General features: G+C 65.8%; 21 protein-coding genes. 12 read left to right on the forward strand and 9 right to left on the reverse strand.

What is annotated here, in order from left to right; all coding sequences use genetic code 11:
• The first annotated feature begins 13 nt into the window (after positions 1-13).
• Positions 14-535, forward strand: coding sequence for a hypothetical protein (locus IWX77_RS02960; RefSeq protein WP_196842996.1), 522 nt, complete (start codon positions 14-16; stop codon positions 533-535).
• 35 nt (positions 536-570) lie between these two features.
• On the opposite strand, the gene IWX77_RS02965 is transcribed toward IWX77_RS02960, so the two are convergent.
• Entirely contained in the window at positions 571-1,371 is an 801-nt protein-coding gene (locus tag IWX77_RS02965) for an isocitrate lyase/PEP mutase family protein (protein WP_297412631.1), read from the reverse strand.
• 139 nt (positions 1,372-1,510) lie between these two features.
• On the opposite strand from IWX77_RS02965, the gene IWX77_RS02970 reads away from it, so the two are divergent.
• The 6 genes from IWX77_RS02970 (at position 1,511) to IWX77_RS02995 (ending at position 7,375) form a co-directional block, all read left to right on the forward strand.
• On the forward strand, positions 1,511-2,041 hold the full coding sequence (locus IWX77_RS02970) for a hypothetical protein (RefSeq protein ID WP_196842998.1): 531 nt from the start codon (positions 1,511-1,513) through the stop codon (positions 2,039-2,041).
• Positions 2,042-2,175: 134 nt separating this feature from the next.
• A complete protein-coding gene (gene dnaK / locus IWX77_RS02975) occupies positions 2,176-4,047 on the forward strand; it encodes a molecular chaperone DnaK (RefSeq protein WP_196842999.1) in 1,872 nt (623 codons plus the stop codon).
• A gap of 9 nt (positions 4,048-4,056) precedes the next feature.
• Positions 4,057-4,689 (forward strand): nucleotide exchange factor GrpE, encoded by a 633-nt coding sequence (locus tag IWX77_RS02980; protein ID WP_196843000.1) that lies wholly within the window; start codon positions 4,057-4,059, stop codon positions 4,687-4,689.
• Positions 4,682-5,683: a DnaJ C-terminal domain-containing protein gene (locus tag IWX77_RS02985; RefSeq protein ID WP_196843001.1), complete on the forward strand. Its 1,002-nt coding sequence runs from the start codon at positions 4,682-4,684 to the stop codon at positions 5,681-5,683. Before IWX77_RS02980 ends, IWX77_RS02985 begins: the two co-directional genes overlap by 8 nt.
• Positions 5,684-5,685: 2 nt before the next feature.
• A complete protein-coding gene (locus IWX77_RS02990; RefSeq protein ID WP_196843002.1) occupies positions 5,686-6,099 on the forward strand; it encodes a heat shock protein transcriptional repressor HspR in 414 nt (137 codons plus the stop codon).
• 151 nt (positions 6,100-6,250) lie between these two features.
• Positions 6,251-7,375, forward strand: coding sequence for a class I SAM-dependent methyltransferase (locus tag IWX77_RS02995; RefSeq protein WP_297413400.1), 1,125 nt, complete (start codon positions 6,251-6,253; stop codon positions 7,373-7,375).
• Between the two features lie 16 nt (positions 7,376-7,391).
• Here the strand turns inward: IWX77_RS02995 and IWX77_RS03000 are convergent, their stop codons facing one another.
• The 4 genes from IWX77_RS03000 to IWX77_RS03015 all read right to left on the reverse strand — a co-directional run bounded on the left by IWX77_RS03000 (position 7,392) and on the right by IWX77_RS03015 (position 13,438).
• The gene (locus tag IWX77_RS03000; protein WP_196843004.1) at positions 7,392-7,985 is read right to left on the reverse strand and encodes a histidine phosphatase family protein; all 594 of its coding nucleotides are present in this window, start codon (positions 7,983-7,985) and stop codon (positions 7,392-7,394) included.
• On the reverse strand, positions 7,982-9,304 hold the full coding sequence (locus IWX77_RS03005; protein WP_196843005.1) for a glycosyltransferase 87 family protein: 1,323 nt from the start codon (positions 9,302-9,304) through the stop codon (positions 7,982-7,984). Before IWX77_RS03005 ends, IWX77_RS03000 begins: the two co-directional genes overlap by 4 nt.
• Positions 9,305-9,380: 76 nt before the next feature.
• Positions 9,381-12,872, reverse strand: a complete 3,492-nt coding sequence (locus IWX77_RS03010; protein ID WP_327012100.1) for a DEAD/DEAH box helicase — start codon at positions 12,870-12,872, stop codon at positions 9,381-9,383.
• 44 nt (positions 12,873-12,916) lie between these two features.
• Positions 12,917-13,438 carry an Lrp/AsnC family transcriptional regulator gene (locus IWX77_RS03015; RefSeq protein WP_196843006.1) on the reverse strand — a complete coding sequence of 174 codons (522 nt, stop codon included), beginning with the start codon at positions 13,436-13,438 and terminating at the stop codon, positions 12,917-12,919.
• 188 nt (positions 13,439-13,626) lie between these two features.
• Between IWX77_RS03015 and IWX77_RS03020 the strand changes: the two genes are divergently transcribed.
• From IWX77_RS03020 to IWX77_RS03035, 4 genes are read left to right on the forward strand one after another with little or no spacing between them, the layout of a single operon-like run.
• Positions 13,627-14,721, forward strand: coding sequence for a thiamine pyrophosphate-dependent enzyme (locus IWX77_RS03020; protein ID WP_196843007.1), 1,095 nt, complete (start codon positions 13,627-13,629; stop codon positions 14,719-14,721).
• Positions 14,714-15,757 (forward strand): alpha-ketoacid dehydrogenase subunit beta, encoded by a 1,044-nt coding sequence (locus IWX77_RS03025; RefSeq protein ID WP_327012101.1) that lies wholly within the window; start codon positions 14,714-14,716, stop codon positions 15,755-15,757. Before IWX77_RS03020 ends, IWX77_RS03025 begins: the two co-directional genes overlap by 8 nt.
• A complete protein-coding gene (locus tag IWX77_RS03030; protein ID WP_196843008.1) occupies positions 15,750-16,079 on the forward strand; it encodes a biotin/lipoyl-containing protein in 330 nt (109 codons plus the stop codon). Before IWX77_RS03025 ends, IWX77_RS03030 begins: the two co-directional genes overlap by 8 nt.
• A 1-nt stretch (position 16,080) precedes the next feature.
• Positions 16,081-16,866 carry an alpha/beta fold hydrolase gene (locus tag IWX77_RS03035; protein WP_196843009.1) on the forward strand — a complete coding sequence of 262 codons (786 nt, stop codon included), beginning with the start codon at positions 16,081-16,083 and terminating at the stop codon, positions 16,864-16,866.
• Between the two features lie 235 nt (positions 16,867-17,101).
• Here the strand turns inward: IWX77_RS03035 and IWX77_RS03040 are convergent, their stop codons facing one another.
• The 4 genes from IWX77_RS03040 to hisC all read right to left on the reverse strand — a co-directional run bounded on the left by IWX77_RS03040 (position 17,102) and on the right by hisC (position 20,984).
• Positions 17,102-17,893: an ABC transporter ATP-binding protein gene (locus IWX77_RS03040; protein ID WP_196843010.1), complete on the reverse strand. Its 792-nt coding sequence runs from the start codon at positions 17,891-17,893 to the stop codon at positions 17,102-17,104.
• A gap of 7 nt (positions 17,894-17,900) precedes the next feature.
• The gene (locus IWX77_RS03045) at positions 17,901-18,800 is read right to left on the reverse strand and encodes an ABC transporter permease (protein WP_196843011.1); all 900 of its coding nucleotides are present in this window, start codon (positions 18,798-18,800) and stop codon (positions 17,901-17,903) included.
• 27 nt (positions 18,801-18,827) lie between these two features.
• A complete protein-coding gene (locus IWX77_RS03050; protein WP_196843012.1) occupies positions 18,828-19,823 on the reverse strand; it encodes an ABC transporter substrate-binding protein in 996 nt (331 codons plus the stop codon).
• Between the two features lie 93 nt (positions 19,824-19,916).
• The gene (gene hisC / locus IWX77_RS03055; protein ID WP_196843013.1) at positions 19,917-20,984 is read right to left on the reverse strand and encodes a histidinol-phosphate transaminase; all 1,068 of its coding nucleotides are present in this window, start codon (positions 20,982-20,984) and stop codon (positions 19,917-19,919) included.
• A 278-nt stretch (positions 20,985-21,262) separates the two neighbouring features.
• Between hisC and IWX77_RS03060 the strand changes: the two genes are divergently transcribed.
• Positions 21,263-23,443 (forward strand): ATP-dependent Clp protease ATP-binding subunit, encoded by a 2,181-nt coding sequence (locus IWX77_RS03060; protein WP_196843014.1) that lies wholly within the window; start codon positions 21,263-21,265, stop codon positions 23,441-23,443.
• Positions 23,444-23,465 lie beyond the last annotated feature (22 nt).

Below are 23,465 nucleotides of genomic sequence, written 5' to 3' on the forward strand. Positions count from 1 at the left end.
GTAAAATTTGGATATGACCTCTATGCCCACCCGATTCGACGAAGCGCTCATCGCGCACGGCCCCACTCCGGAATACCCCGGGCGCATGCACCGCTTCGGCCAGATGGTCGGATCCTGGGCCGCCAAGGGCTCTTGCCTCGACGAGACCACGGGCGAATGGATCGAACGCGACTTTGTCTGGATGGTCGAATTCATTCTCGATGGCCGGGCCGTGCAAGACGTCGAGGTCGTCGCGAGCACGACGCATCCGTCTGGATTTGAAACCGTCGCCACCACCGTGCGTGTCTACGACCCGCTCGCCGGTGCCTGGCGGGTGAGCTACTTCGCCCCGGCCCAGGGCGAATACTGCCAGCTCGTGGCCACGCCGTATCGCCACGGTGTGCGGCAGGAGGGCACCCGCACCGACGGCCGCCCGATCCGCTGGAACTTCACCGCCATCACCCCCGACAGCTACAACTGGGAGGGCTGGGTCTCCGCCGACGAGGGCGCGACCTGGCAACTCATTGCACACAACGAGGCCACCCGCATCCGTTGACGAGCGGATGCTGATGGCCTCGGTGCGAGTGCTGTTTACAGTGCGAACGTGAAGCCGAGGTCGGCGGGGTACTCACCGAGCGCGGTGAGGTTGGTGGCTGCGGCCTGCAGAGCAGCGAGGGTGAGGCCGAGGGTACCGGGGCCGAAGCTGACCCGGGAGATGCCGAGCGCGGCGAGGCGCGCAAGAGGCACGAGTCCGGGGGCGCCGATTACGGAGATGCGGCCGTTGACCTGCTCGACCGCGCGCGCCACCTTGTCTTCGTCGGTCAAGCCGAGAAAGAAGACGACGTCGGCGCCGGCACTGAGGTAAGCGTTGGCGCGTGCGACGGCTTCGTTCCAGGCGCCCCCACCGGCGAGGGTGTCGACGCGGGCGTTGATCACGAGCGGGATGCCGCTCTGGTCGGCGCCGGCCCGGGCCGCGGCCACACGGGCGGCGGCGGTCTCGATATCGAACTGCGGGGCCTTCGGGGCGCCGACCGAGTCCTCAATATTGATGCCGACGATGCCGGATTCCTCGATGAGGCGACGCACATTGCGGGTCACGCCCACGGCATCCGGTGCGTATCCCTTCTCGAAGTCGGCTGAGACCGGCAGATCGACGGCGCCCGCGATAATCGCGGCAGCACGGATGGCCTCGTCGAGCGAGAGTCCTTCACCGTCTTGCAGGCCGCGCACGTTCGACATGGAGTGGCTCGCGGTAGCGAGGGCTTTGACGCCGGGGGCATCGGCCACGACTTTGGCGGTGATGGCATCCCACACGTTGGTCACGATGAGAGGCTCGCCCGGTACGTGCAGCGAGAGTAGGAGTTCGGCCTTCTGGAGCTGGGTCAGTGTCATGAACTTCAGTCTGACCGGCATCTACCCCCCAAGCGAGGGAATAGCCCCATTTCAGCGGATACTCAGGCAAAGGTGGGCTGGCGCCCAGCCAGCCGCGCGACGGTGTTCTACGCGCCAGCTGCGGGTGGGCGCGCCAGCTATGAATGGCGCGCCGACCGGTACCGGGCGCGCCGACCGCGACGAGACACAGGCCGAGCACGAGGTGGTTCGGCGAAGCCTGCACGAAGAACATCGCGGCCGTGATTGCGACGACCTCGAAGGTATCGACGCCGAGCCGGAACGTGCGGCGGCCCGAGATATCGGAGCATTGCCCAGCGACCGGGGCCAGCGCGGCGATTACCAGCGCGGCGATTACCAGCGCGGCGATTACCAGCGCGGCGATGGGCAGAGCCCAGCCGAGCTGGGCCGAAATGACGTCTTCGTCACCGAAGGAGGAGCCGGTGATGTACGCGGTGATGTACGCGGTGATGTACCCGGTCAAGACGAAGGTCGTGACGACCGCGTCGAACGCAGCCGACCCCTGGTCCCGGAATGCCCAGGCCACCACCCGACCGGGCGCTGGAACGGCTTCCGCGTCTCGGGTGACAGTCTCGGTCGTGTCCACAATCTACTACCCCGGGGTAAACAGCGGTATTCGCCGGCCCGCAGCATCCACTCGAATCAAAGTTGAGTCACTCACACTCAACTTTCAGCTGCAAAAATTGACACTGGTTTGGTCGTTCTGGAATACTTGAGTCATCGAGGCTCAAGTCTTGAAATTACTTTGTCGTTCGTTTCGCACATGATTGAAGGAGAACAACCCACATGGCTCGTGCAGTAGGTATTGACCTCGGAACCACCAACTCTGTGGTGGCCGTGCTCGAAGGTGGAGAACCCACCGTCATCGCCAACGCTGAAGGCTTGCGCACCACCCCCTCGGTGGTTGCGTTCACCAAGGACGGCGAAGTCCTCGTCGGAGAGACAGCCAAGCGCCAGAACGTCACCAATGTTGACCGCACCATTTCCAGCGTCAAGCGCCACATGGGCACCGGCTGGAACGTGGTCATCGACGACAAGAAGTACACCCCGCAGGAGATTTCGGCGCGTATTCTCGCCAAGCTCAAGCGTGACGCCGAGCAGTACCTGGGAGAAAAGGTCACCGACGCCGTCGTGACCGTGCCCGCGTACTTCAACGACGCCGAGCGCCAGGCCACCAAGGAGGCCGGCGAGATCGCGGGACTCAACGTGTTGCGCATCATCAACGAGCCCACCGCTGCCGCGCTGGCCTACGGCCTCGACAAGGGCAAGGAAGACGAGCTCATTCTGGTCTTCGACCTCGGTGGCGGAACCTTCGACGTGTCGCTGCTCGAGGTGGGCAAGGACGACGACTTCTCCACGATCCAGGTGCGCTCGACCGCTGGCGACAACCGCCTCGGCGGCGACGACTGGGATCAGCGCATCGTTGATCACCTGATCAAGCGTTTCAAGGAGACCACCGGCGTCGACGTGTCCAAGGACAAGATCGCCAAGCAGCGCCTCAAGGAAGCCGCCGAGCAGGCCAAGAAGGAACTCTCGTCGAGTATGTCGACGAGCATCCAGCTGCCCTACCTGTCCCTGACCGAAAACGGCCCGGCCAACCTCGACGAGACACTCACCCGCGCCCAGTTCGAGAAGATGACCGAAGACCTGCTCGACCGCACGAAGAAGCCCTTCCAAGACGTCATTCGTGAGGCCGGCGTCAAGGTCGGCGACATCGCCCACGTCGTTCTCGTTGGTGGTTCCACCCGCATGCCCGCCGTCTACGAGCTCGTCAAGAGCGAGACCGGCGGCAAGGACCCGAACAAGGGTGTCAACCCTGACGAGGTCGTCGCCGTCGGCGCCGCGCTCCAGGCCGGTGTGCTGAAGGGCGAGCGCAAAGACGTTCTGCTCATCGACGTCACCCCGTTGAGCCTTGGCATCGAGACCAAGGGCGGCATCATGACCCGCCTGATCGAGCGCAACACGGCCATCCCGACCAAGCGCAGCGAAACCTTCACCACGGCCGATGACAACCAGCCATCCGTTGCGATTCAGGTGTTCCAGGGCGAGCGCGAGTTCACCCGCGACAACAAGAACCTCGGAACCTTCGAGCTCACCGGTATTGCGCCGGCGCCGCGCGGAATTCCGCAGGTCGAGGTCACCTTCGACATCGACGCCAACGGCATCGTGCACGTGTCCGCCAAGGACAAGGGCACCGGAACCGAGCAGTCGATGACCATCACGGGCGGATCCTCGCTCGCGAAGGAAGACATCGAGCGCATGGTGCGCGAGGGTGAAGAGCATGCCGCCGAGGACAAGCGCCTGCGCGAAGTCGCCGAGACCCGCAACACGGCCGAGCAGCTCGCCTACTCGATCGAGAAGCTGATCAAGGACAACGTCGACAAACTGCCCGAAGACGTGAAGAATGAGGTGCAGGCTGACGTCGACGCCCTCAAGTCCGCTCTCGCCGGCGACGACGATGACGCGGTGAAGACCGCGTTCGACAAGCTCAATGACAGCCAGGGCAAGCTCGGCGAAGCCATCTACAAGTCCAGCCAAGCGGATGCTGCGGCCGGGGCTGACGAAGCCGGCGCCGGTGAGGCTCCTGCCGATGAGAACAAGGACGAAGACGTTGTCGACGCCGAGGTTGTCGACGACGACGACGACAAGAAGAAGTAGGCCGCAGCTATGGCTGACAAGAAACATCCAGACAACGATGCTTCCGCCGCGGGGGAGCCCGAAGACGGCAGCACCGCGTCGGGTGCGCCCGCGCCTGCAGAATCAGCGCCCGACGCGGTATCCGCTTCTGAAGCCGGAACCGACGATTCGGCGGACGGTATCGAAGAAGACGAACTGACCGTTCAGGACATTCTGGACGCGGCAGAGCGTGAAGTGGCGGAGCCGACGAGCGAACACCTCGCCGACCTCAAGCGCGTGACGGCCGAGTACGCCAACTACCGTCGGCGCACCGAAGCCAACCGTGCCATCGAGAAAGAGCGCGTGACCGGGGATATCGTTAGGGTGCTCATTCCAGTACTCGATGACATCTACCGTGCTGAGAAGCACGGCGACCTCGTGCCCGACTCCGCCTTCGCGACGATCGCGGCCAAGCTGCGCGCAAGCGTTGAGCGCCTCGGCCTGACCTCGTTCGGTACGGTCGGAGACCCCTTCGACCCGACAATGCACGAGGCGATCTTCCAGCAGCCGAGTGCGGCCGTCGACACCGAAACCGTCGGCGACGTCGCGGAGACGGGGTACTACCTCGGCTCCACCCTGCTGCGTGCGGCCAAGGTCGTGGTTCAGGTACCGAGCGATGGCTAGCCAAGACTGGTTCGACAAGGACTTCTACAAGGTTCTCGGGGTGCCGAAAGATGTCACTCCGGCCGAGTTGAAGAAGGCGTACCGCAAGCTCGCTCGCAAATACCACCCGGACTCCAACCCGGGGAACCCCGCCGCAGAGGCGAAGTTCAAGGAACTCAGCGAGGCGCACTCGGTGCTGAACGACGCGGCCCAGCGCAAGGAATATGACGCCGTACGTGCCATGGGCAGCGGGGCGCGGTTCGCCGCGCCCGGCGGCCGGGCCCAGAGCGGTGGATTCGAGGACGCTTTCGGTGGCATGTTCGGCGGCGGAAGCCGTCAGCAAAGCTATACCTTCGAGCAGGGCGGCTTCGACGATATCCTCGGGGGTATGTTCGGCAGAGGTGGCGGTGGCGGTGCCGGCTTCGGCAACCCCACCGGCGGCTACCGCGGGTCGGGCGCGCCCACCCGCGGCCGTGACGTGATCGCGTCCACGACCATCGAATTCATCACGGCCACCCAGGGCGACCAGATCAGTCTGCAGACGCAGGACGGCCGTCCGATCAAGGTGAAGATTCCGGCCGGAGTCGCCGACGGGCAGAAGATTCGTCTGCGCGGTAAGGGACAGCCCAGCCCCGACGGCGGAGAATCCGGCGATATCGTGCTGACGATCACCGTGCGCAAGCACCCGGTGTTTGAACGTGACGGCCTCAACCTTCGCGTGACCGTGCCGGTGACCTTCGTCGAGGCGAGCCTCGGCGCGACGATCGAGGTGCCCACCCTCGGTGGCGCTCCGGTCAAACTGCGAGTAGCCCCCGGCACTCCCGGTGGCCGCGTGCTGCGGGTCAAGGGTCGCGGCGTCACCACGACCAAGGGCACGGGCGACCTGCTCGCGGTCGTGCAGGTCGCGGTGCCCTCGCACCTGTCGAAGGATGCGGAAGAGAAGCTCGCCGCTTTCGCCGAAGCCCTGCCCAAGGAGAACCCGCGCGATGAGCTGATCGCGCGGGCGAAGGGCTAATCATGGACGAGACCACCCGGGTTTTCGTGATTTCCACGGCCGCAGAGCTTGCGGGAATGCACCCGCAAACCCTGCGCCAATACGATCGCCTGGGCCTCGTCAGCCCGGAACGCACCCCCGGCAAGAGCCGCCGTTATTCCATGCTCGACGTGGCAAAGCTCCGTGAGATTGCGGAACTGGGCTCCGAAGGCGTGAGTCTGGAAGGCATTCGTCGTATCCTCGAACTCGAGGATCATGTGCGCGGGCTCGAAAATCGCCTGCGCGAGTTGGAATCAACGCTCGCCGACGAATTACTGAACCGTCCGGGCCGCCGCGTTTTCGCGGCTGGCCCGGCCGGCGACGTCATTTCGATGAAGGCGGGCACTCGTACCAGACGCAGCAACCAGGTCGTCATCTGGCGGCAGCTCAGACCATAGTCAGCTCCACGTTTCGCTTTCACAGCTCGAACTGGTTGCACCAGCACCACTTTCAGGGGGAACCATGTCCGAATCGGACGCGTTTAGCCAGTCCGCGCCGCGGAACACCAGAACCACAGAGAACACGCGGGTGAAAGGCGCCGCCCCGAACGTGAACGAATTCGATTTCGATCGTCTGCGCCGTCGCCCTGACATTGAGGCGGAGAACCTGTTCGCCGTCGATGCGAGCGACCGGCTCATTCTCGATGAGGCGGCTGGCGCGCTCGCCGCCTACCGCTCCGGTGGCGTTGTCGTGCTCGAGGACCGCTACGGCGCCCTCACCCTTGGCGCTGCCGCCCTGCACAATGCCCGCGGCATCCGTGTCTACCAGGACGCGCTCTCGGGCGAATACGCACTCGACAGCAATGCCTCCGGCGTTAACCTGACGGATGCCTACCGCTCCCTTCCGCTCGGCGAAGCGCTGCTGAAAGACGCCCACGTGGTGTTGTTGCAGTTGCCGAAAAGCCTGGAAGCGCTCGACGAGATTGCCGACGCCATAGCCACGTACGCCGCCCCCGACGTGATCGTTTTCGCCGGTGGCCGTATCAAGCACATGACCGTGAGCATGAACGAGGTGCTGCGCCGACACTTCGGTGCCCTCAATGTGCGCCCGGCTCGCCAGAAGTCTCGCGTGCTGATTGCCTCCTCGCCGTTGGCCACGTCAACGACCGACTGGCCGCACAGCGAACGCCACGAGGACTTTGACCTGACCGTGCGCGGCCACGGCGGCGTGTTCGCCGGTACCAGCATCGACATCGGCACGCGCGCACTGCTCGAGGTGCTCGACCGCATGAAGCCCGACGCGAAGCGCGCCATTGACCTGGGCTGCGGCACCGGCGTACTCGCCTCGGCCCTGGCCGCGCAGCGTCCCCTGCTGCAGGTGCTCGCGACCGATCAGTCGGCCGTGGCCGTCGCATCCGCTCGCGCGACGGTCGACGCCAATGCGCTCGCCGATCGCATCACCGTGGTGCGCGCCGACGGCCTCTCTGGCCAAGCGGATGACTCGGCTGACCTGATTCTGCTCAACCCGCCGTTTCACATCGGGGCGTCCGTGCACGCGGGCCTCGCCGAGAAGCTGTTCAATGACGCGGCGCGGGTGCTCACACCCGGCGGCGAGCTGTGGACGGTGTGGAATACGCACCTCGGCTACCGTCCGATGCTCACCCGAATCGTCGGCTCGACCCGCCAGGTCGGCCGCAACACCAAGTTCACCGTGACGGTCTCCACCGGCCGCTAACGCAAGCTGGGCGGAGTCAGACGCGCACGAGGGACTCACCGTTCAGCATCTCGAGCTGCCACGTCGTCATACCATCGGCGTGCGCAAGGTGGTGGTGCACGAGGTTGAGCGTGGCGTTACTGATGCTGCCGATGCGTTGGTCGAGAGCGTGGGCCAGGCTCAACCGGATGAGCGTGCCGTGCGCGACGACGATGATGCGGGCTCCGGGATGCTCGCGGGCGAGCTGACGCAGGGCGTCGATGCCGCGCGCGGCCACAGCCGCCTCGGTCTCGGCGCCGCGGAATCCACCGGGGAAACGCAGGGCGTCGAGCTCGGCGCCGGCACTGAGTCCCTCGGCCGGCCCGTAGTTGCGCTCGATCAAGCCCGCAATGCGCCGGGCGGAGTCGAGCCGGAGCTGTTTGCCGATGAGGTCGGCGGTTTCGGCCGCACGGCAGAGCGGGGACGAGACGATGAAATCCCAGTCGTAGCGGGAGAGCGGGGCGACCGCATCCGTTGCTTGGCCGCGCCCCACGTCGTTGAGCGGAATGTCGGTGGCGCCCTGAATGCGCGCGGCGGCGTTCCAATCGGTCTGGCCGTGGCGAATGAGGGCGAAGGTCGTCGTCGTAGTCACTCGTCTATTCTGCCTTGACCGACTGGGAGTGTGCGCCGGGCCATCAGAAGGGCTTCTCGCCGCGGCGCCGCCCAGACCAATCGAGCGAGGTCATTGACCGACCAGCCCAACAGCACGACGAGCAGCCCGTTGCGCACCGTGAGCAGCAGCAGTGGGAACAGGTCGCCGTCAATGAGCGGCAGGTAGAAAATTGGAAAGATCAGTGTTGTCAGGCCGGAGATGGCCAGCATCAGCACGCCGGGCACGCGCCACATCATCCAGCTGCGGCCGACACCGACCGCGACCACCGGCACCAGCCAGAGCATGTATTGCGGCGACCCGACCTTGTTGAAGACGATGAACACGCTGATCAGGGCCAGGGAACCGAGCAGCAGTAGCTGGGTGTCATCCACGTGCCGACGCTGTGCAACGAGCATCAGCACGAAGATCGCCGCGATGGCGCCGAACATGACCGGTGTCATCAGGGAGGCGACCAGATCGGTGCCGGGGCCGCTGACCTCGCGGGTGGCTATCGAGTAGTTCTCGTAGATGACCGTGCCATGGTGGCCGAGCGTGGCCAGCCACACCCACGGGGTCGTGATCGGTGCTTCGAGTTGCAGGGCGCGGTCGGATTGTTCGGTGACGAATGCGGTGAGATAGTGCAGGCCACCCAGCAGCCAAACGGATGCCGCCACCGCGACCGAGAAGACCGCCCCGGTGAGCACCACCGTGCGTCGTCGGGACGACGCGGTGACCACGGCGAGGAACACGGCAGCCGGCCAGACCTTGATCCAGGTGGCGAGGGCCAGAATGACCGCGGCGACCACCGGCCGCCGCGCGAGTAGCACGAGCCCGACGATGACGAGCGGCGCCGTGATGCCTTCGAGGCGCAGCAGGCCGACCGGGCTCAGCAAGAACGACGCGAACAGCCAGTACCAGGCCGGTTTGAAGCCGCTGCGGCGGCGTCCCCAATCGGTGAGGGCTCCCACCGCGACGGCGTTGAGCGTGGTCGTCAGAAGAAACCAGAGCAGTTGGTAGAGCAGCGGCCCGGCGACTCCCGCGAAGGCGATCGGCAGCATGGCGCCGATCGGGTACACCCACCCGGTGTCAATGCCCTGCCAGACTCCGTGTTCCAGGCCGAGTTCGGCCCAGGTTCGGTAGAGCGGAAGGTCGCCGAGCGCCCTGCCGGTGAGGATGGTGGGCAGCAGGGCGAACAGAAACACCGTGTGCAGGCTGAGAAACCCGAGTACGAGGGTGCGCGGGCGTTGCAGGGTGAGGCGGCGGCTCGGGGTGAGGGCCCGGGCCAGGCGGGCGTCGACCCGATCGAAGATTGTGGACATGGGACCGTTTCTGCAGCGTGCGAGGTGAGGCCGTCGCGTGCAGTATAGGGGTGCTGGGTGAACGTCCGGTGTCGGCTCAGGCGAGGAGCTCGCGAATGTCGGCGGCCGTCAGAGCGGTGCCCTGCGGAGCGCCATCGGTCATGACACTTTCGAACAAGCGGGCCTTCGTGGCCTTGAGGGCCATGACCTTTTCTTCGATGGTGTCCTTGGAGACGAGACGGTAGACCATAACGTTCTTGGTTTGGCCGATGCGGTGCACGCGGTCGACGGCCTGCGCCTCGGTCGCCGGGTTCCACCAGGGGTCGAGCAGAATGACGTAGTCGGCCTCGGTGAGGTTGAGGCCGAAACCGCCGGCTTTGAGGCTGATGAGAAAGACGGAGCTGTTGCCCTCTTTGAAATCACTGATCGCCTTGGCCCGGTTGCGGGTCTTGCCGTCGAGGTAGGAGTAACTGATGCCGGCGGCGTCGAGCCGGTCGCGCGCCTTGCCGAGGTACTGCGTGAACTGGCTGAAGATGAGGGTGCGATGACCCTCGGCAACGGTGTCTTCGAGCAGTTCCAGCAGGGCGTCGAGCTTGGTCGACGGCACACTGTCGTATTTCGCGTCGTAGAGGCTCGCGTCGAGGCTGAGCTGGCGCAGCATGGTGAGCGAGCGGAAGATCTCAAACCGGTTCGCGTTCATGTCCTCGATCAGGCCGAGCACCTTCTGGCGCTCGCGGGCCAGATGCATGTCGTACACCTTGCGGTGCTTCGGGTGCAGGTTGAGTTCAAGCACCTGCTCCTGTTTCTCGGGAAGATCGCTGGCCACCTCGGCCTTGGTGCGCCGCAACATGAAAGGACGGATGCGGCGGCGCAGCTGCGCGAGCCGGTCGGTGTCGGCATCCGTTTCAATGGGCTTGCGGTAGTAGTCGCCGAAGCGGCTGGGGCTGGGGAACAGGCCGGGCGCGGTGATGGAGAGCAGCGACCACAGCTCCATCAGGTTGTTTTCCATCGGCGTGCCGGTGATGGCGAGCTTGAACGGGGTGCGCAGGCGGCGGGCGCAGACATGCGCCTTGCTCTGGTGGTTCTTCACGAACTGGGCTTCGTCGAGCAGCAGCCCGGCCCAGTCGTGTGCGTTGTACTCCTCGAAGTCGAGGCGGAACAGCGTGTAGGAGGTGATCACGACATCCGCTTGGCCCATTTCGTCACGCAGACTGGAGCCGCGCTTGCCGGCGGTCTGCGTGATGGCGACAGGGCGGAGGCCGGGCGCGAAACGGGCGCACTCGCTGGCCCAGTTCGAGACGACGCTCGTGGGCGCGACCACGAGAAACGGCGTGCGGGCGGCGCCGGGCCGGGCGTCCTGGCTGTCGCGTGCGTGGGCGATGAGGGCGATCGCCTGGAGCGTTTTACCGAGTCCCATATCATCGGCGAGCACGCCGCCGAGCTGGTGGTCGTAGAGAAAGCTGAGCCAGTCGAATCCGGTCTGCTGGTAGGCGCGCAGGGTGGCGTGCACGGCAGGCGGAAGCGGGCGTTCGGTGATGGGCGCTGCTTCCGACAACCCCTCGACGGCGCTGCGCCAGGTGGCGGCCTGTTCGGCGACAACACCGAGCAGCTGCAGTTCGTCCCAGAGGTCGGCCTGAAAACGGCTGAGGCCGAGTGAGCCGGCGTTGCTCTCCTGCAGGCCCCTCGCCTCTTCGATCAGGCGGCGCAACTGCTGCAGCTCGGGCCGGTCGAGGCTAAAATACGTGCCGCTGTCAAGGATCATGAGGTCCTGGTCGGTGGCCAGCGCCCGAAACAGGTCGTCGAAGGGTATGTCTTCGCCCTCGATCGTCACGGTGACGGCGAGGTCGAACCAGTCCCGGGTATTGGTGCTTTCGGTGGTGGCGAGGCTGATCACCGGCGCTTCGTCGGCTTCTCGGTAGCTCGGGGCGTCGGCCGAGACCTGCACGACGATGCCAGCCGCCGTGAGCAGCGGCACGGCCTGGCCGAGGAAGGTGATCATGACGGCGCCGTGCAGTTCGGAGTGCTCGAGCAGTTGGGCCGAGCTGATTGGAGTGGCGGCCTGCCACAGCGTGGCGAAGGAGGCGGCCGCGCGTTCGACCGCGTGCAGCATGTCGCTCTCCCGGGTCAGGTCGCGAAAGCGGGTGTCACCGGGCGTCGGGCGCAGGGGGTGGTGGTAAAGCACCGCGGCGGGTTCGATCGCGACGGCGGTGGCCGCGATGTCGGTGGCGGCGGTGTCGGCAGCGTCGGCCTGGGCGGCAACGGATGCCTCCGCCGGGCCTATATCGGTGGGCGCTACGTACTGCCACTCCCAGGCCAGGGTGATGCGGGCATCCGTGTGGTGGGTGATCGTGAGGGCCAGCTGGGGCCGGGCGGTCTTGGGCAGCTCGAAGGAAGCGTCGTGGCTGGTCACGGACAGTTTCTGCTGCAGGAACGGATAGTAGTCGGCGAGGAAGGCGCCCTCGTCGTCGGCCGGAATGTCGAAGCCATCGGTGACTGCGAGAGCGCGAATCTCGGAGCTGACCGGGGCATTCAGCCGGGCGAGGGTGAGCTGTTGGCCGCTCGAGAGCGGGTCGGCCGGGCTGGTCCAGGTGTACGCACCGTGCGCCGGGTCGCCGATGAAACCGAATTCGGCGCCGCGGTGCAGCTGCTCGTTCAGCACGAGTAGCGGGGTCAGTTGCAGGCCCGCATCGTCACGGCGAATGTCGACCTCGAGCACGGCCGGCATGGGCGAGAGCAGAACGGAATTCTGGGCATCCGTTGCGCAGACCAACGGCAGACCGATCAGCTGGGCTTCGTGCAGCAGATCCCAGAGGGCCTTGTTCTCGAAGTTGTCGAGGTAGAGCCAATGGTCGGTGTAGCTGTAGTAGCGCTGCCCGGTGGCCGAGAGAGCATAGAGAGCGTTGAGAATCTTGCGGTGGCCGCGGTTGTAGGTACCAGGGGTCCAGGACAGGTTGTCCCAGGTGAGGGAGCCGCGGATCCACTTGCCTTTCTTGCCCATGACCATGGGGCGTGCGCCGAGACGGCGGGGTCCCTGACGTCGGTTGGGGCTGTAAGCGGGATCGAGCAGGTCGAACTGCAGCGCGAGGGCCGTGTTGGTGGCCGTGTCGCCGCCGGTCGGCCTGGCGATCGGTGCCAGGGCGGCGCGCCAGGCGGGCACCGGTGGGCGGATCGGAGTGACGGAGGCCGGGGTGGGCGGCTGGTACGCGGCCGGCACGAAAGTCGATTCGAACACGGGGGTGCGGCGGTCGCCGATCGCGCGCACAGTGGCGGCGGCGCGTTCAGCGTTCAACTCAGCGGGGGCACTGCGGCTGGCCAGCAACAGTGCGGCGACGTGTTTGCAGTTGCTGCCCATCGGGCAGGTGCAGGTTCCACTGGCCCGCACCGCCTGCCCGGCGGCATTCAGCGTGAACGAGACGAGCACGGTGTACGGCTCGGGGCCGGTGCCACTGACCCGACCGGTGAGGTGCGTTCCCGACGCGGCCCAGGACTGTGCGGTGACGTGCCCGTTGCGGGCGTATCGTTCACCGCGCGAGAACGACCGGCTGCCGACGATGCGGGCGATCTCGTGAGTGCTGAGGGAATGGGCCATAGGTGTGGGAGCTCCGTACGAACAAGGGACCAACCCTCATTGTCTCACGGGAGCCTGACCGGCGGCACGGCCGGCACGGGGGGTGCCGCCGTGTCGGCCGCAGCTGCGGTGGCCTGCAGCAGAGCGAGGGCCTGCGCCTCGATGTGGGTCTGCAACACGATCACGCTCGAGGAGCGCACAACCGTCTGCGTGGCGACGATCAGATCGAGCACGCGCTGCACGTCGGCGTTCGACCGGGCGACGACCCGGGCAAGCATGTCGCTGTCGCCCGAGACCGTGTGCAACTCGAGAATCTCGGGAATCCGGGCGAGGGCCGCGACCACGACGGCGTGGCCTGCGTCCTGTCGCACGGTGAGTGAACAGTAAGCCGTGACCGGGTAGCCGAACGCGTTCGGGTTGAGTATGGGTGCCCAGGACTTGATCACCCCGCGCCTCATGAGACGGTCGATGCGGGCCTGCACCGTGGCTCGGGCTACCTTGAGCCGGCGCGAGGCCTCGAGCACCGAGAGCTTCGGTCGCTCGCAGAACAGGGTGACGATGCGGGAATCCAGGGAATCGATGTCCATGTGGGTGGCCTTTCGCGCGTGTCGGCCGGTCGGCGTTGCCGCGACCGGTGAATGTACTAACTGTATGATTTTTGGCCGAAAATACACACAAATATTCACAGAATGTGCACTCCAATTAATCAGTGTGGCAAGCGCTTGGCAAAGTCACTAAATTTGCTGTGACCCGCCCACCGATGGAAGGAGCCAGCATGGCGCCTCGCGCACTCGCTGCCACGCTCGACACCCTGCCCCCGCCCGTCTCACAGCTTCTAGAAGCGGATGCCTCCGCACCCGACCCAGCACAGCTGCGCGACCTCTACCGGATGCTGTCGAACGTGCGCCAGCTTGACCGCGACGCCGTGGCGTGGCAGCGGCAGGGCCTCATTCCCGGCTACGCGCCGATGCTCGGCCAGGAGGCCGCCCAGGTCGGCGCCGGCGCTGCCGTTGACAAGAACCGGGACTTCGTCTTTCCGACCTATCGCGAGATGGGCGTGGCCTACACGCTCGGCGTGAACATGGTCGAGTACATGTCGACGCACAAAGCGATCTGGCACGGCGGGCTCTACGATCCCGTCGCCACCCACTTCGCACCCTTTCAGGCGGTCGTGGGTGGATCTGTTCTGCACGCGGTTGGGTGGGCGCACGGCCAGACCCTGAACGGGCCGGGGGCATCCGTTTATGCGGGGCTCGGCGTGGGCCTGGCGTTTCTCGGTGATGGCGCGAGCTCGCAGGGTGACGTGCACGAGGCGATGAACTTCGCCGCGATCGTGAAGGCGCCGGTCGTCTTCTTTGTGCAAAACAACGGCTGGGCCATCTCGGTGCCCACCGAGCAGCAGGTGGCAGGCGGTTCGGTGGCCGCACGCGCCGCGGGCTACGGCATGCCGGCCGTGCGGGTCGACGGCAACGACGTGCTCGCCGTTCTCGCTGCCACGCAGCGCGCCGTCGCCCATTCCCGAGCGGGCCTCGGCCCGGTCGTCGTCGAGGCCATGACCTACCGGCGCGGTCCGCACTCCACGAGCGACGACCCCGGCCGCTATCGCACCCTCGACGACGAGAAAATCGGCGGCGGCGAAGACCCGTTGAGCCGGTTTCGTAAGGTGCTGTCGGCGCGCGGCGTGGCCGATGCGGCCTTCTTCGCAGGCGTCGATGCCGAGGCGCAGCAGCACGCCGATGATATCCGCGACGGCGTCGTCGCACTCTGCAGTAGACCCGGCAGCGAAATGTTCGACTTTGTCTTTCAAGAAACAACCCCGACGCTCGGCGCCCAGGCGCGCCAGTGGAGAGAGGAATCCGAGCATGTCTGACACCCTCGAAGCCATGCGGGAGACCCTACCGATGCCGCTCGTGCAACTCTCGATGCAGCAGGCCATCAACCGGGCGCTCGGTGAGATTCTTGACGCCGACGACCGCGCCCTCGTTTTCGGTGAAGACGTCGGTGTGCTCGGCGGTGTCTTTCGAGTCACCGACGGGCTGCAGGCGCGCTTCGGCGCGCACCGCGTGTTCGACACCCCGTTGGCGGAGTCGGGCATTCTCGGCACCGCGATCGGCCTGGCCATGGCCGGATTTCACCCGATCCCGGAGGTACAGTTCGACGGCTTCGCCTACCCGGCCGTGAACCAAATCATCACCCAGCTCGCCCGCATGAACTATCGCAGCCGCGGCACTTTGCCGATGCCGGTAACGCTGCGCGTGCCGAGCTTTGGTGGCATTCGGGCGCCGGAACACCACGGCGAAAGTCTCGAGTCGCTGTTCGCGCACGTGCCCGGACTCAAGGTCGTGTCGCCGTCGAGCCCGCAGCAGGCCTATCACCTACTCAAGCACGCCGCCTCGATGCCCGACCCGGTCATCTTCATGGAACCCAAGGCGCGCTACTGGAACAAGGCCGGGGTCAACCTGGCGGACAACGTGGTCGGTGCGGGCAGCGCCTCCCTCGAGGGCTCGGTGGTTGTCCGCCCCGGCAAGCATGCGACCCTGATTGCGTGGGGCGCCATGGTGTCCCGCTGCCTGCAGGTCGCGGAGCTGGCCGCGGAAGACGGCATCGAACTCGAGGTGCTCGACCTGCGCTGGTTGAAGCCGATCGACGAAGCCGCTCTGGCGGCATCCGTGTCGCGCACCCGTCGCGCCATCGTCGTGCACGAGGGGCCGCACACTGCGGGCCTCGGTGCCGAGGTGGCCGCGCTCGTCTCACAGAGTTGTTTCGACGTGCTGCGGGCACCGGTCGAACGCGTGACCGGCTTCGACGTGCCGTACCCCTCGGGTGATCTCGAGGACGAGTACATCCCGAACATTGATCGAATTCTCTTCGGAGTTCAGCGAGTACTGGAGTACCGCCGTGGCTGAAATCTCCTTTCCCCTGCCCGACCTCGGTGAGGGACTGCTCGAGGCGACCGTGCTCGAATGGCTCGTCGCCGTCGGCGACCAGGTCGAACGCAACCAGCCGTTCGTCGAGGTCGAAACGACCAAGTCGTCGGTGGAACTGCCCTCGCCGATCGCCGGCATCGTGCTCACGCTGCACGGCGAGCCCGGCGATGTCGTGCTCGTCGACACCCCGCTGATCACCTTTCGGGTAGCCGACGATTCCGCTGGCATCGTGGGCACCGTGCCGCAGGAGGCCGCGCCGAAACGCCGCGTGCGCCTCTCCGCCGTGCTCGACGAAGACTGAGATGCTCACCACAACCACAACCACAACCACCCTGCGCTGGCAGCAGCACGAACCCGCTCTCGACGCGGGCCGCGCCCCGGTGCTGCTCGTGCACGGTTTCGCCTCGTCAACCGCCCTCAATTGGGAGGCGACCGGTTGGGTGCGAGACCTGACCAACGCCGGTCGGCGTGTGCTCACCGTCGACCTTCTCGGCCACGGCACGAGCCACGCACCGCTCGAAACGGATGCCTACGCCCCCAGCCGCCTGCGTGCCGGTGTTCTCGAGGTGCTCACGCTGGCCGGCGCCCGGCCCCGCGACGCCGGTAACCCCGCCTCCGGCGTCGACCTGGTCGGGTATTCGCTCGGGTCGCGCCTGGTCTGGGAGGTCGCCGCCGAGCGGCCCGATCTGATCAATCGTGCGGTGCTCGGCGGTATGAGCGCCGAGGACCCCCTCGCCGACTTCGACCTCGACGCGGCCGCCCGGTTTCTTGCCGACTCGAGTGCGATCGCCCACGAGTCCACCGCCTCGCTCATGACCCTCATGCAGCTCGCCCCGGGTGCCAACACCCCGGCCCTGCTGCGGCTGGTCGCTGCGACCAAGCGGGAACGCTTCGAGCCGGGCGCATCCGTTCCCAAGCGGCCGATGCTTTTCGTCACCGGAGACCGCGATGTGCTCGCGACCGGAACGGCGAAGCTTGCGGCGCTCGCCGCCGACACCGAGGTGCTCTGGCTGCCGGCCCGCACCCACACCAACGCCGTCAGTTCCCGGGCCTTCAAGCGGGCGGCGATCGCGTTCCTCGGCGGCTAAACGGCTGCGGGCTCATGGTGTGTGACGCAGAAGCTGGTGGGCGGCGATCGCCACCAGCTCGAGACGGATCACGGCCACGGCAAGTCATTCGCGCCTCAGCTCACACACCCGAACTCGACACCCCGCGAACAACCCACTGCCGCCACTCACTCGTGGAAGTCACAAAATTCTGCTGAGTTTGCCGCAGGTTGAGTTTGTCGCAGTAGCGCGAGATCGTTGGGTTCCCGAGCTTTGCCTAACCGAGCAGGGCTCGATCGTCGAGGCTGGCGCCCTTGATCTTCGCGAACTCGGCGAGCAGGTCGGGCACGCTCATCGTGGCCTTGCGCTCGGCGTCGACGTCGAGAATGATCCGCCCCTCATGCATCATGATGAGCCGGTTGCCGAGGCGCAGCGCCTGGCCCATGTTGTGCGTGACCATGAGGGTGGTCAGGTGGTGCTTTTCGACGATGCTCTCGGTGAGCGTTGTGACCAGTTCGGCCCGCTGCGGGTCGAGGGCGGCCGTGTGCTCGTCGAGCAGCAAAATGCGCGGCTGGGTGAAGCTCGCCATGAGCAGTGAGAGCGCTTGGCGTTGGCCGCCGGAGAGCAGTCCGACCCGGGCCTTGAGCCGGTTTTCGAGGCCGAGTTCGAGCGAGAGAAGTTCGTCGCGAAAGAACGCACGGCGCGTGTGGGTGACGCCCCAGGACAGCCCGCGACGCTGACCGCGGCGCAGCGCGAGCGCGAGGTTCTGCTCGATCGACAGGTCGGGCGCGGTGCCGGCCATCGGATCCTGGAACACGCGGCCGACGTAGGCGGCGCGTGCGTAGTCGGGCATCCGCTTGACGGAACTGCCATCGATCGCCAGGTCGCCCGAATCGATCGGCAGCTTGCCGCTGATCATGTTGAGCAGGGTGGATTTGCCGGCGCCGTTGCTGCCGATGACGGTGACGAAGTCGCCGGTGTTCAACTGCAGTGACGCATCGTTGAGTGCGACGCGTTCGTTGACGGTGCCGGGAAAGAAGGTCTTGGTGATGTTCTCGATCAGCAGCATGAGACTCCTAGTTGGCTGTCACGGCGGCAGCGGAACGCATCTGGCGCAGGGAGGGGATGCGTTTGAGAAAGCCCCAGCGCGGCAGCAGCAGTGCGGCCACGACGAGCAGTGCCGAGATGAGCTTCATGTCGTTCGGGTTGAGGCCGGCGCCGAGGGCGAAGAAGATCACCAGGCGGTAGATGACGGCGCCGCCGATGACGGCGAGCGAGGCGAGAAAGATGTTGCGACGCCCGAAAACGGCCTGGCCGACGATGACCGAGGCGAGGCCGACCAGAATGAGGCCGATGCCCATGCTGACGTCGGCGAAGCCCTGGTACTGCGCGATGAGCGCGCCGCACAGGGCGACGAGCCCGTTCGAGATGGCGAGAGTGAGAATCGTTGTGCGGTGTGTATTGACACCGAGGCTGCGGATCATCTGCTCGTTGTTGCCGGTCGCCTGAATCGACAGGCCGAGGTCCGTGCTGAGGAACCAGTCGATGGCGAACTTGATGACGAGAGCGGCGCCAGCGAAGATCAGGATGCTCCAGGCCCCGCCGAGCAGGCCGGCGTCACGCAGCGGCGTCATCAGGGTGTCCTCCCTCAACAGTGGCAGGTTGGATTTGCCCATGATGCGCAGGTTGATCGACCACAGGGCGATCATGGTGAGGATACCGGCGAGCAGGCCGTCGATACGGCCCTTGGTGTAGAGCACACCGGTCACCAAGCCGGCCACCGCCCCCGACGCCGCCCCGGCGAGGGTGGCGAGGGGAGCTGGCACTCCGTTGATGATAAGCGACGCGGCCACTGCGGCCCCGGTCGTGAAGCTTCCGTCGACGGTGAGGTCGGGAAAGTTGAGGATTCGAAACGTCAGGTAGACACCCAACGCCATGATTCCGTAGAGCAGGCCGAGTTCGAGAGCCGCATTCATCTGGTTATTCCTTCGCTCGTATCGGCTCTAGTCGATGAGCCGGTCGGCCTTGGCAATGAGCTCGTCGGAGAGGGTCACGCCCATGCGCTTGGCGGCGGCCGGGTTGAGTATGAACTCGATCGTGTCGAGGGTCTCGACCGGCATGTCGGCCGGCTTCTCGCCGTCTTTGAGGATGCGAATGGCCATCTGGCCGGTCTGGTAGCCGAGGTCGGTGTAGTTGATGCCGTAGGTGGCGATGGCACCGCGCTCGACCTGGCCGTTTTCGGCGCCGAACAGCGGAATCCGGTTGGCCTCGGAGTACTGAATAACGGCTTCGAGGCCCTCGGTGACGCGGTTGTCGGTGGGGATATAGATGGCGTCGACGTTGCCGAGCGACTCGGTGGCCTGGGCGACCTCGCTCGAGTTGGTGACGGTGGCTTCCTTGATGGTGAGGCCGAGGGTCTTGGCTGCCTCCTTGGCCAGGTCCACCTGCACGTCGGAGTTGACTTCGCCCGAGCTGTAGATGACGCCGACCGACTTGGCGTCCGGCAGAATCTCCTGGATCAGTTCGAGCTGCTCCTTCACCGGGTTGAGGTCGCTGGTGCCGGTGACGTTGCTGCCCGGCTTCTCCCAACTCTCCACCAGTCCGGCTTCCTCCGGCTCGGTCACCGCGGTGAACAGCAGCGGAATGTCAATGATCGTCTGCGCGGCGGCCTGCGCCGTGGGCGTGGCGATGGCGAGCACGAGGTCGACCTTGTCGGCGGCGAACTTGGCCGCGATGGTGCTCGCGGTGGCCTGCTCGCCCTGTGCGTTCTGCTCGTCGAAGGTGATGTCGGTGCCCTCCACGTAGCCGCCGTCGACAAAAGCCTTCTTGAAGCCCTCACGGGCGTCGTCGAGCGCCTGGTGCTGCACGATCTGGCTGATGCCGATCGTGATCATGTCGTCTGAAGCGGACGCTGTCGGCTCACTGGCCGCGCATCCACTCAGCGCGAAGGTGCTCGCGGTAACCAGGGCGAGGGCTGACAAAGACGTGGTGTGCTTCATGCTGGGGAATTCTCCTTTGAACTCTGCTGGGGAACGTTCTGATGCGGCGCGCGCGGGAACGAGTGTTCTCATGCGGCCGAACGGTATGGGGTGTCAGACGGTGGCGGGCGCGAGTGCGGCTGCCGCGGCGACCAGAAAGCGGTCGTTCTGCTGGGTCGTTCCGATCGTCACGCGCAGTCCTTCGCCGGGAAAAGCGCGGCCGAGGATGCCTTCATCAATGAAGACGGCATTCACGCGGTCGGTGTCGTCGCCGGTGCGCAGCCAGACGAAGTTTGCCTGCGAGTCGGTGACGCGCCATCCGCTCTCCCGCAGGACGCTCAGCACGCGGGTGCGTTCGGCCACGATGTCGTCGATGCGCACGGCGAGCTCGGCTTCGGCGTCGAGTGAGGCGAGGGCGGCGCGCTGGGCGAGCGCGGTCACGCCGAACGGCAGGGCGACTCGGCGCAGGTTGGCGGCGACGGCGGTGGGCGCGATGGCGTAGCCGATGCGTAGGCCAGCCAGGCCGTAGGCCTTGGAGAAGGTGTGCAGCACGGCCACGTTGGGGTAACGGCGAAAGAAGTCGATGCCGACGGCCGAGGCGGCGTCGCGGTTGAAGTGCAGGTAGGCCTCGTCAACGATGACGAGCACGTCTTCGGGCACCCGCGCCATGAAGGCGTGCAGTTCATCGGCGGTGACGAAAGCGCCGGTCGGGTTGTTGGGGTTGCAGACCACAATGAGCCGGGTCTGGGCGGTGATCGCGTCGGCCATGGCGTCGAGGTCGTGGCGCTCATCGCCGGTGAGGGCGATCGGCACGGGTGTTGCACCCGCGACCTGCACCAGAATCGGGTAGGCCTCGAACGAGCGCCAGGCGAAGATGACCTCGTCGCCGGCCCCGGCGCTCGCGTGGATGAGCTGCGACAGTACCTCGACCGAGCCGGCGCCGAAGGCCACGTTCTCGGCGGCGACATCGAACCGGGCCGCAATGCGGTCGGCGACCTCGGCCACGGCCATGCTCGGGTACCGGTGAATCTCACCGAGAGCGGATGCGATGGCGTCGGTGACCGAGGCAAGCGGCGCGAACGGGTTCTCGTTGGACGACAGCTTGAACGCTGGCGAATCGCCGGCAGCGGCGCCCTGCTTGTAGGCGGGCAGCCTGCTGATGGTTTCGCGTTGGTGCACCATAACTTCTCAACCTCACTCGTGAACCCTGTTCCAGACATGCTCGGCGAGTAAAGCGTCGGCGATGACGGGTTGATTCAGAGCGTAGTGATCGCGCAGAAGTTTGACAATTCGATCAGTATGCACGACACAAACTGCATCATGTGACCGGTGCTGGGCGAGCTTCGTTGAACAAGTTGCTCGGTTCTCGACTATTTGGTGGCCGGGAGTTATCCGCTGGCGCGCTGCGCGACCTGGTACTAAACTTGAGTCGGTAAGGCTCAACTTTGGAGGAGACAGCGATGCAAGCCGGTCAGCAACCACCGCAGCAAGACGCCAAGACGGCCCTCGAACTGTATGGGGTGAACCTCACCGATATCGCCCGCAGCGGCAAGCTCGACCCGGTGATCGGGCGGGATGGCGAGATTCGCCGCATCAGCCAGGTGCTCACCCGGCGCACCAAGAACAACCCGGTGCTGATCGGTGAACCCGGCGTGGGCAAGACCGCGGTGGTGGAGGGCCTGGCCCAACGCATCGTGGCCGGCGACGTGGCCGACTCCCTCAAGGGCAAGCAGCTGGTCTCCCTCGATCTGGCGGCCCTCGTGGCCGGCGCCAAGTATCGCGGCGAGTTCGAGGAGCGGCTCAAGGCCGTGCTCAAGGAGATCAACGACGCCGAGGGTCAGATCATCACCTTTGTTGACGAACTGCACACTCTGATGGGTGCCGGCGGCGGTGAAGGCTCCGTCGCTGCCAGCAACATGCTCAAGCCCATGCTCGCGCGCGGTGAACTGCGCCTGATCGGTGCCACAACCCTCAACGAGTATCGCGAATTCATTGAAAAGGATGCGGCGCTCGAGCGTCGCTTTCAGCCGGTGCTTGTCGACGAACCGTCGGTGGAGGACACCGTTGCCATTCTGCGCGGGCTCAAAGAACGTTACGAAGCCCACCACAAGGTTACGATCGCCGATTCTGCCCTCGTGGCCGCGGCATCCCTCTCGAATCGTTATATCACCGCCCGTCAGCTGCCCGACAAGGCCATCGACCTCATCGACGAGGCCGCGAGTCGGCTGCGCATGGAGATTGATTCCTCCCCGGTCGAGATCGACGAGCTGCGGCGCAGCGTCGACCGGCTGAAGCTCGAAGAACTCGCGTTGAAGAAGGAAAAGGACGATGCGTCGAAGGCGCGGCTGGTGAAACTGCGCAGTGATCTCGATGAGCGGCAGGCCAACCTGAAGGAGCTGCAGGCGCGCTGGGACGCTGAGCGGGCCTCGCTCAACCGGGTCGGCGAGCTGCGCGAGCGTCTCGACGCCGCCCGGATCGAATCCGACCGGGCCCAGCGCGAGGGCAACCTCGAAAAAGCTTCACGGCTGCTCTATGGGGACATTCCGGTGATGGAACGGGCGCTCGCCGACGCCGAGAAGGAAGAATCCGTCGGCCCGCGCATGGTCAACGATCAGGTCACGAGCGAGGACATTGCCGCCGTGGTCGCCGCCTGGACGGGAATTCCGGTGGGTCGACTGCTGCAGGGCGAGACCGAAAAACTGCTGAACCTCGAAAACGAGCTCGGCCACCGTCTGATCGGCCAGAAGCGGGCCGTGCGTTCGGTCGCCGACGCCGTGCGACGCAGCCGGGCCGGCATCTCTGACCCCGACCGGCCGACCGGATCGTTTCTGTTTCTCGGCCCGACCGGAGTGGGCAAGACCGAACTGGCCAAGGCCCTCGCCGAGTTTCTGTTCGACGATGAAAAAGCCATGGTGCGCATCGATATGAGCGAGTACGGCGAGAAGTTCTCGGTGTCCCGCCTGGTCGGAGCGCCTCCGGGCTATGTCGGCTACGAGCAGGGCGGCCAGCTGACCGAGGCCGTGCGACGTCGCCCCTACTCGGTGATTCTGTTCGACGAGGTGGAGAAGGCGCATCCTGAGGTGTTCGACGTGCTGTTGCAGGTGCTCGACGACGGCCGCCTTACCGACGGCCAGGGCCGTACGGTGGACTTTCGCAACACCATTCTCGTGCTCACCTCGAACCTCGGTTCGCAGTTTCTGGTCGATTCCACCCTGTCGGTGGAGCAGAAGGAGGAGGCCGTTCAGGCACTCGTGCGGCAGGCCTTCAAGCCCGAGTTCGTCAACCGGCTCGACGACATCGTGGTGTTCTCCTCGCTCACGACGGAGGAGCTGGGTGAGATCGTTGAGCTCGACGTCGACCGGTTGCAGAAGCGTCTCGCCGAGCGCCGGCTGGAGCTTGCGGTGACACCGGATGCCCGCCTGTGGCTGGCCGAGCGCGGTTACGACCCGATCTACGGCGCACGTCCGCTACGGCGCCTGATGCAGCGCGAGATCGACGACCGCCTCGCGCGGGCGCTGCTCGCCGGGAGCATTCGCGACGGCGACACGGTGCTCGTCGCGCTGGCCGTCGGCGGGAATTCTCTCACCGTCACCTCCGCTCCGGCGCTGCTGACGGCCTCGCTGAAAGACGAGCTGCTGTAGCCGTTACCGGGTGGGGCGAACA

The organism is Cryobacterium sp. CAN_C2, assembly GCF_015751745.1.
Lineage (GTDB): Bacteria > Actinomycetota > Actinomycetes > Actinomycetales > Microbacteriaceae > Cryobacterium.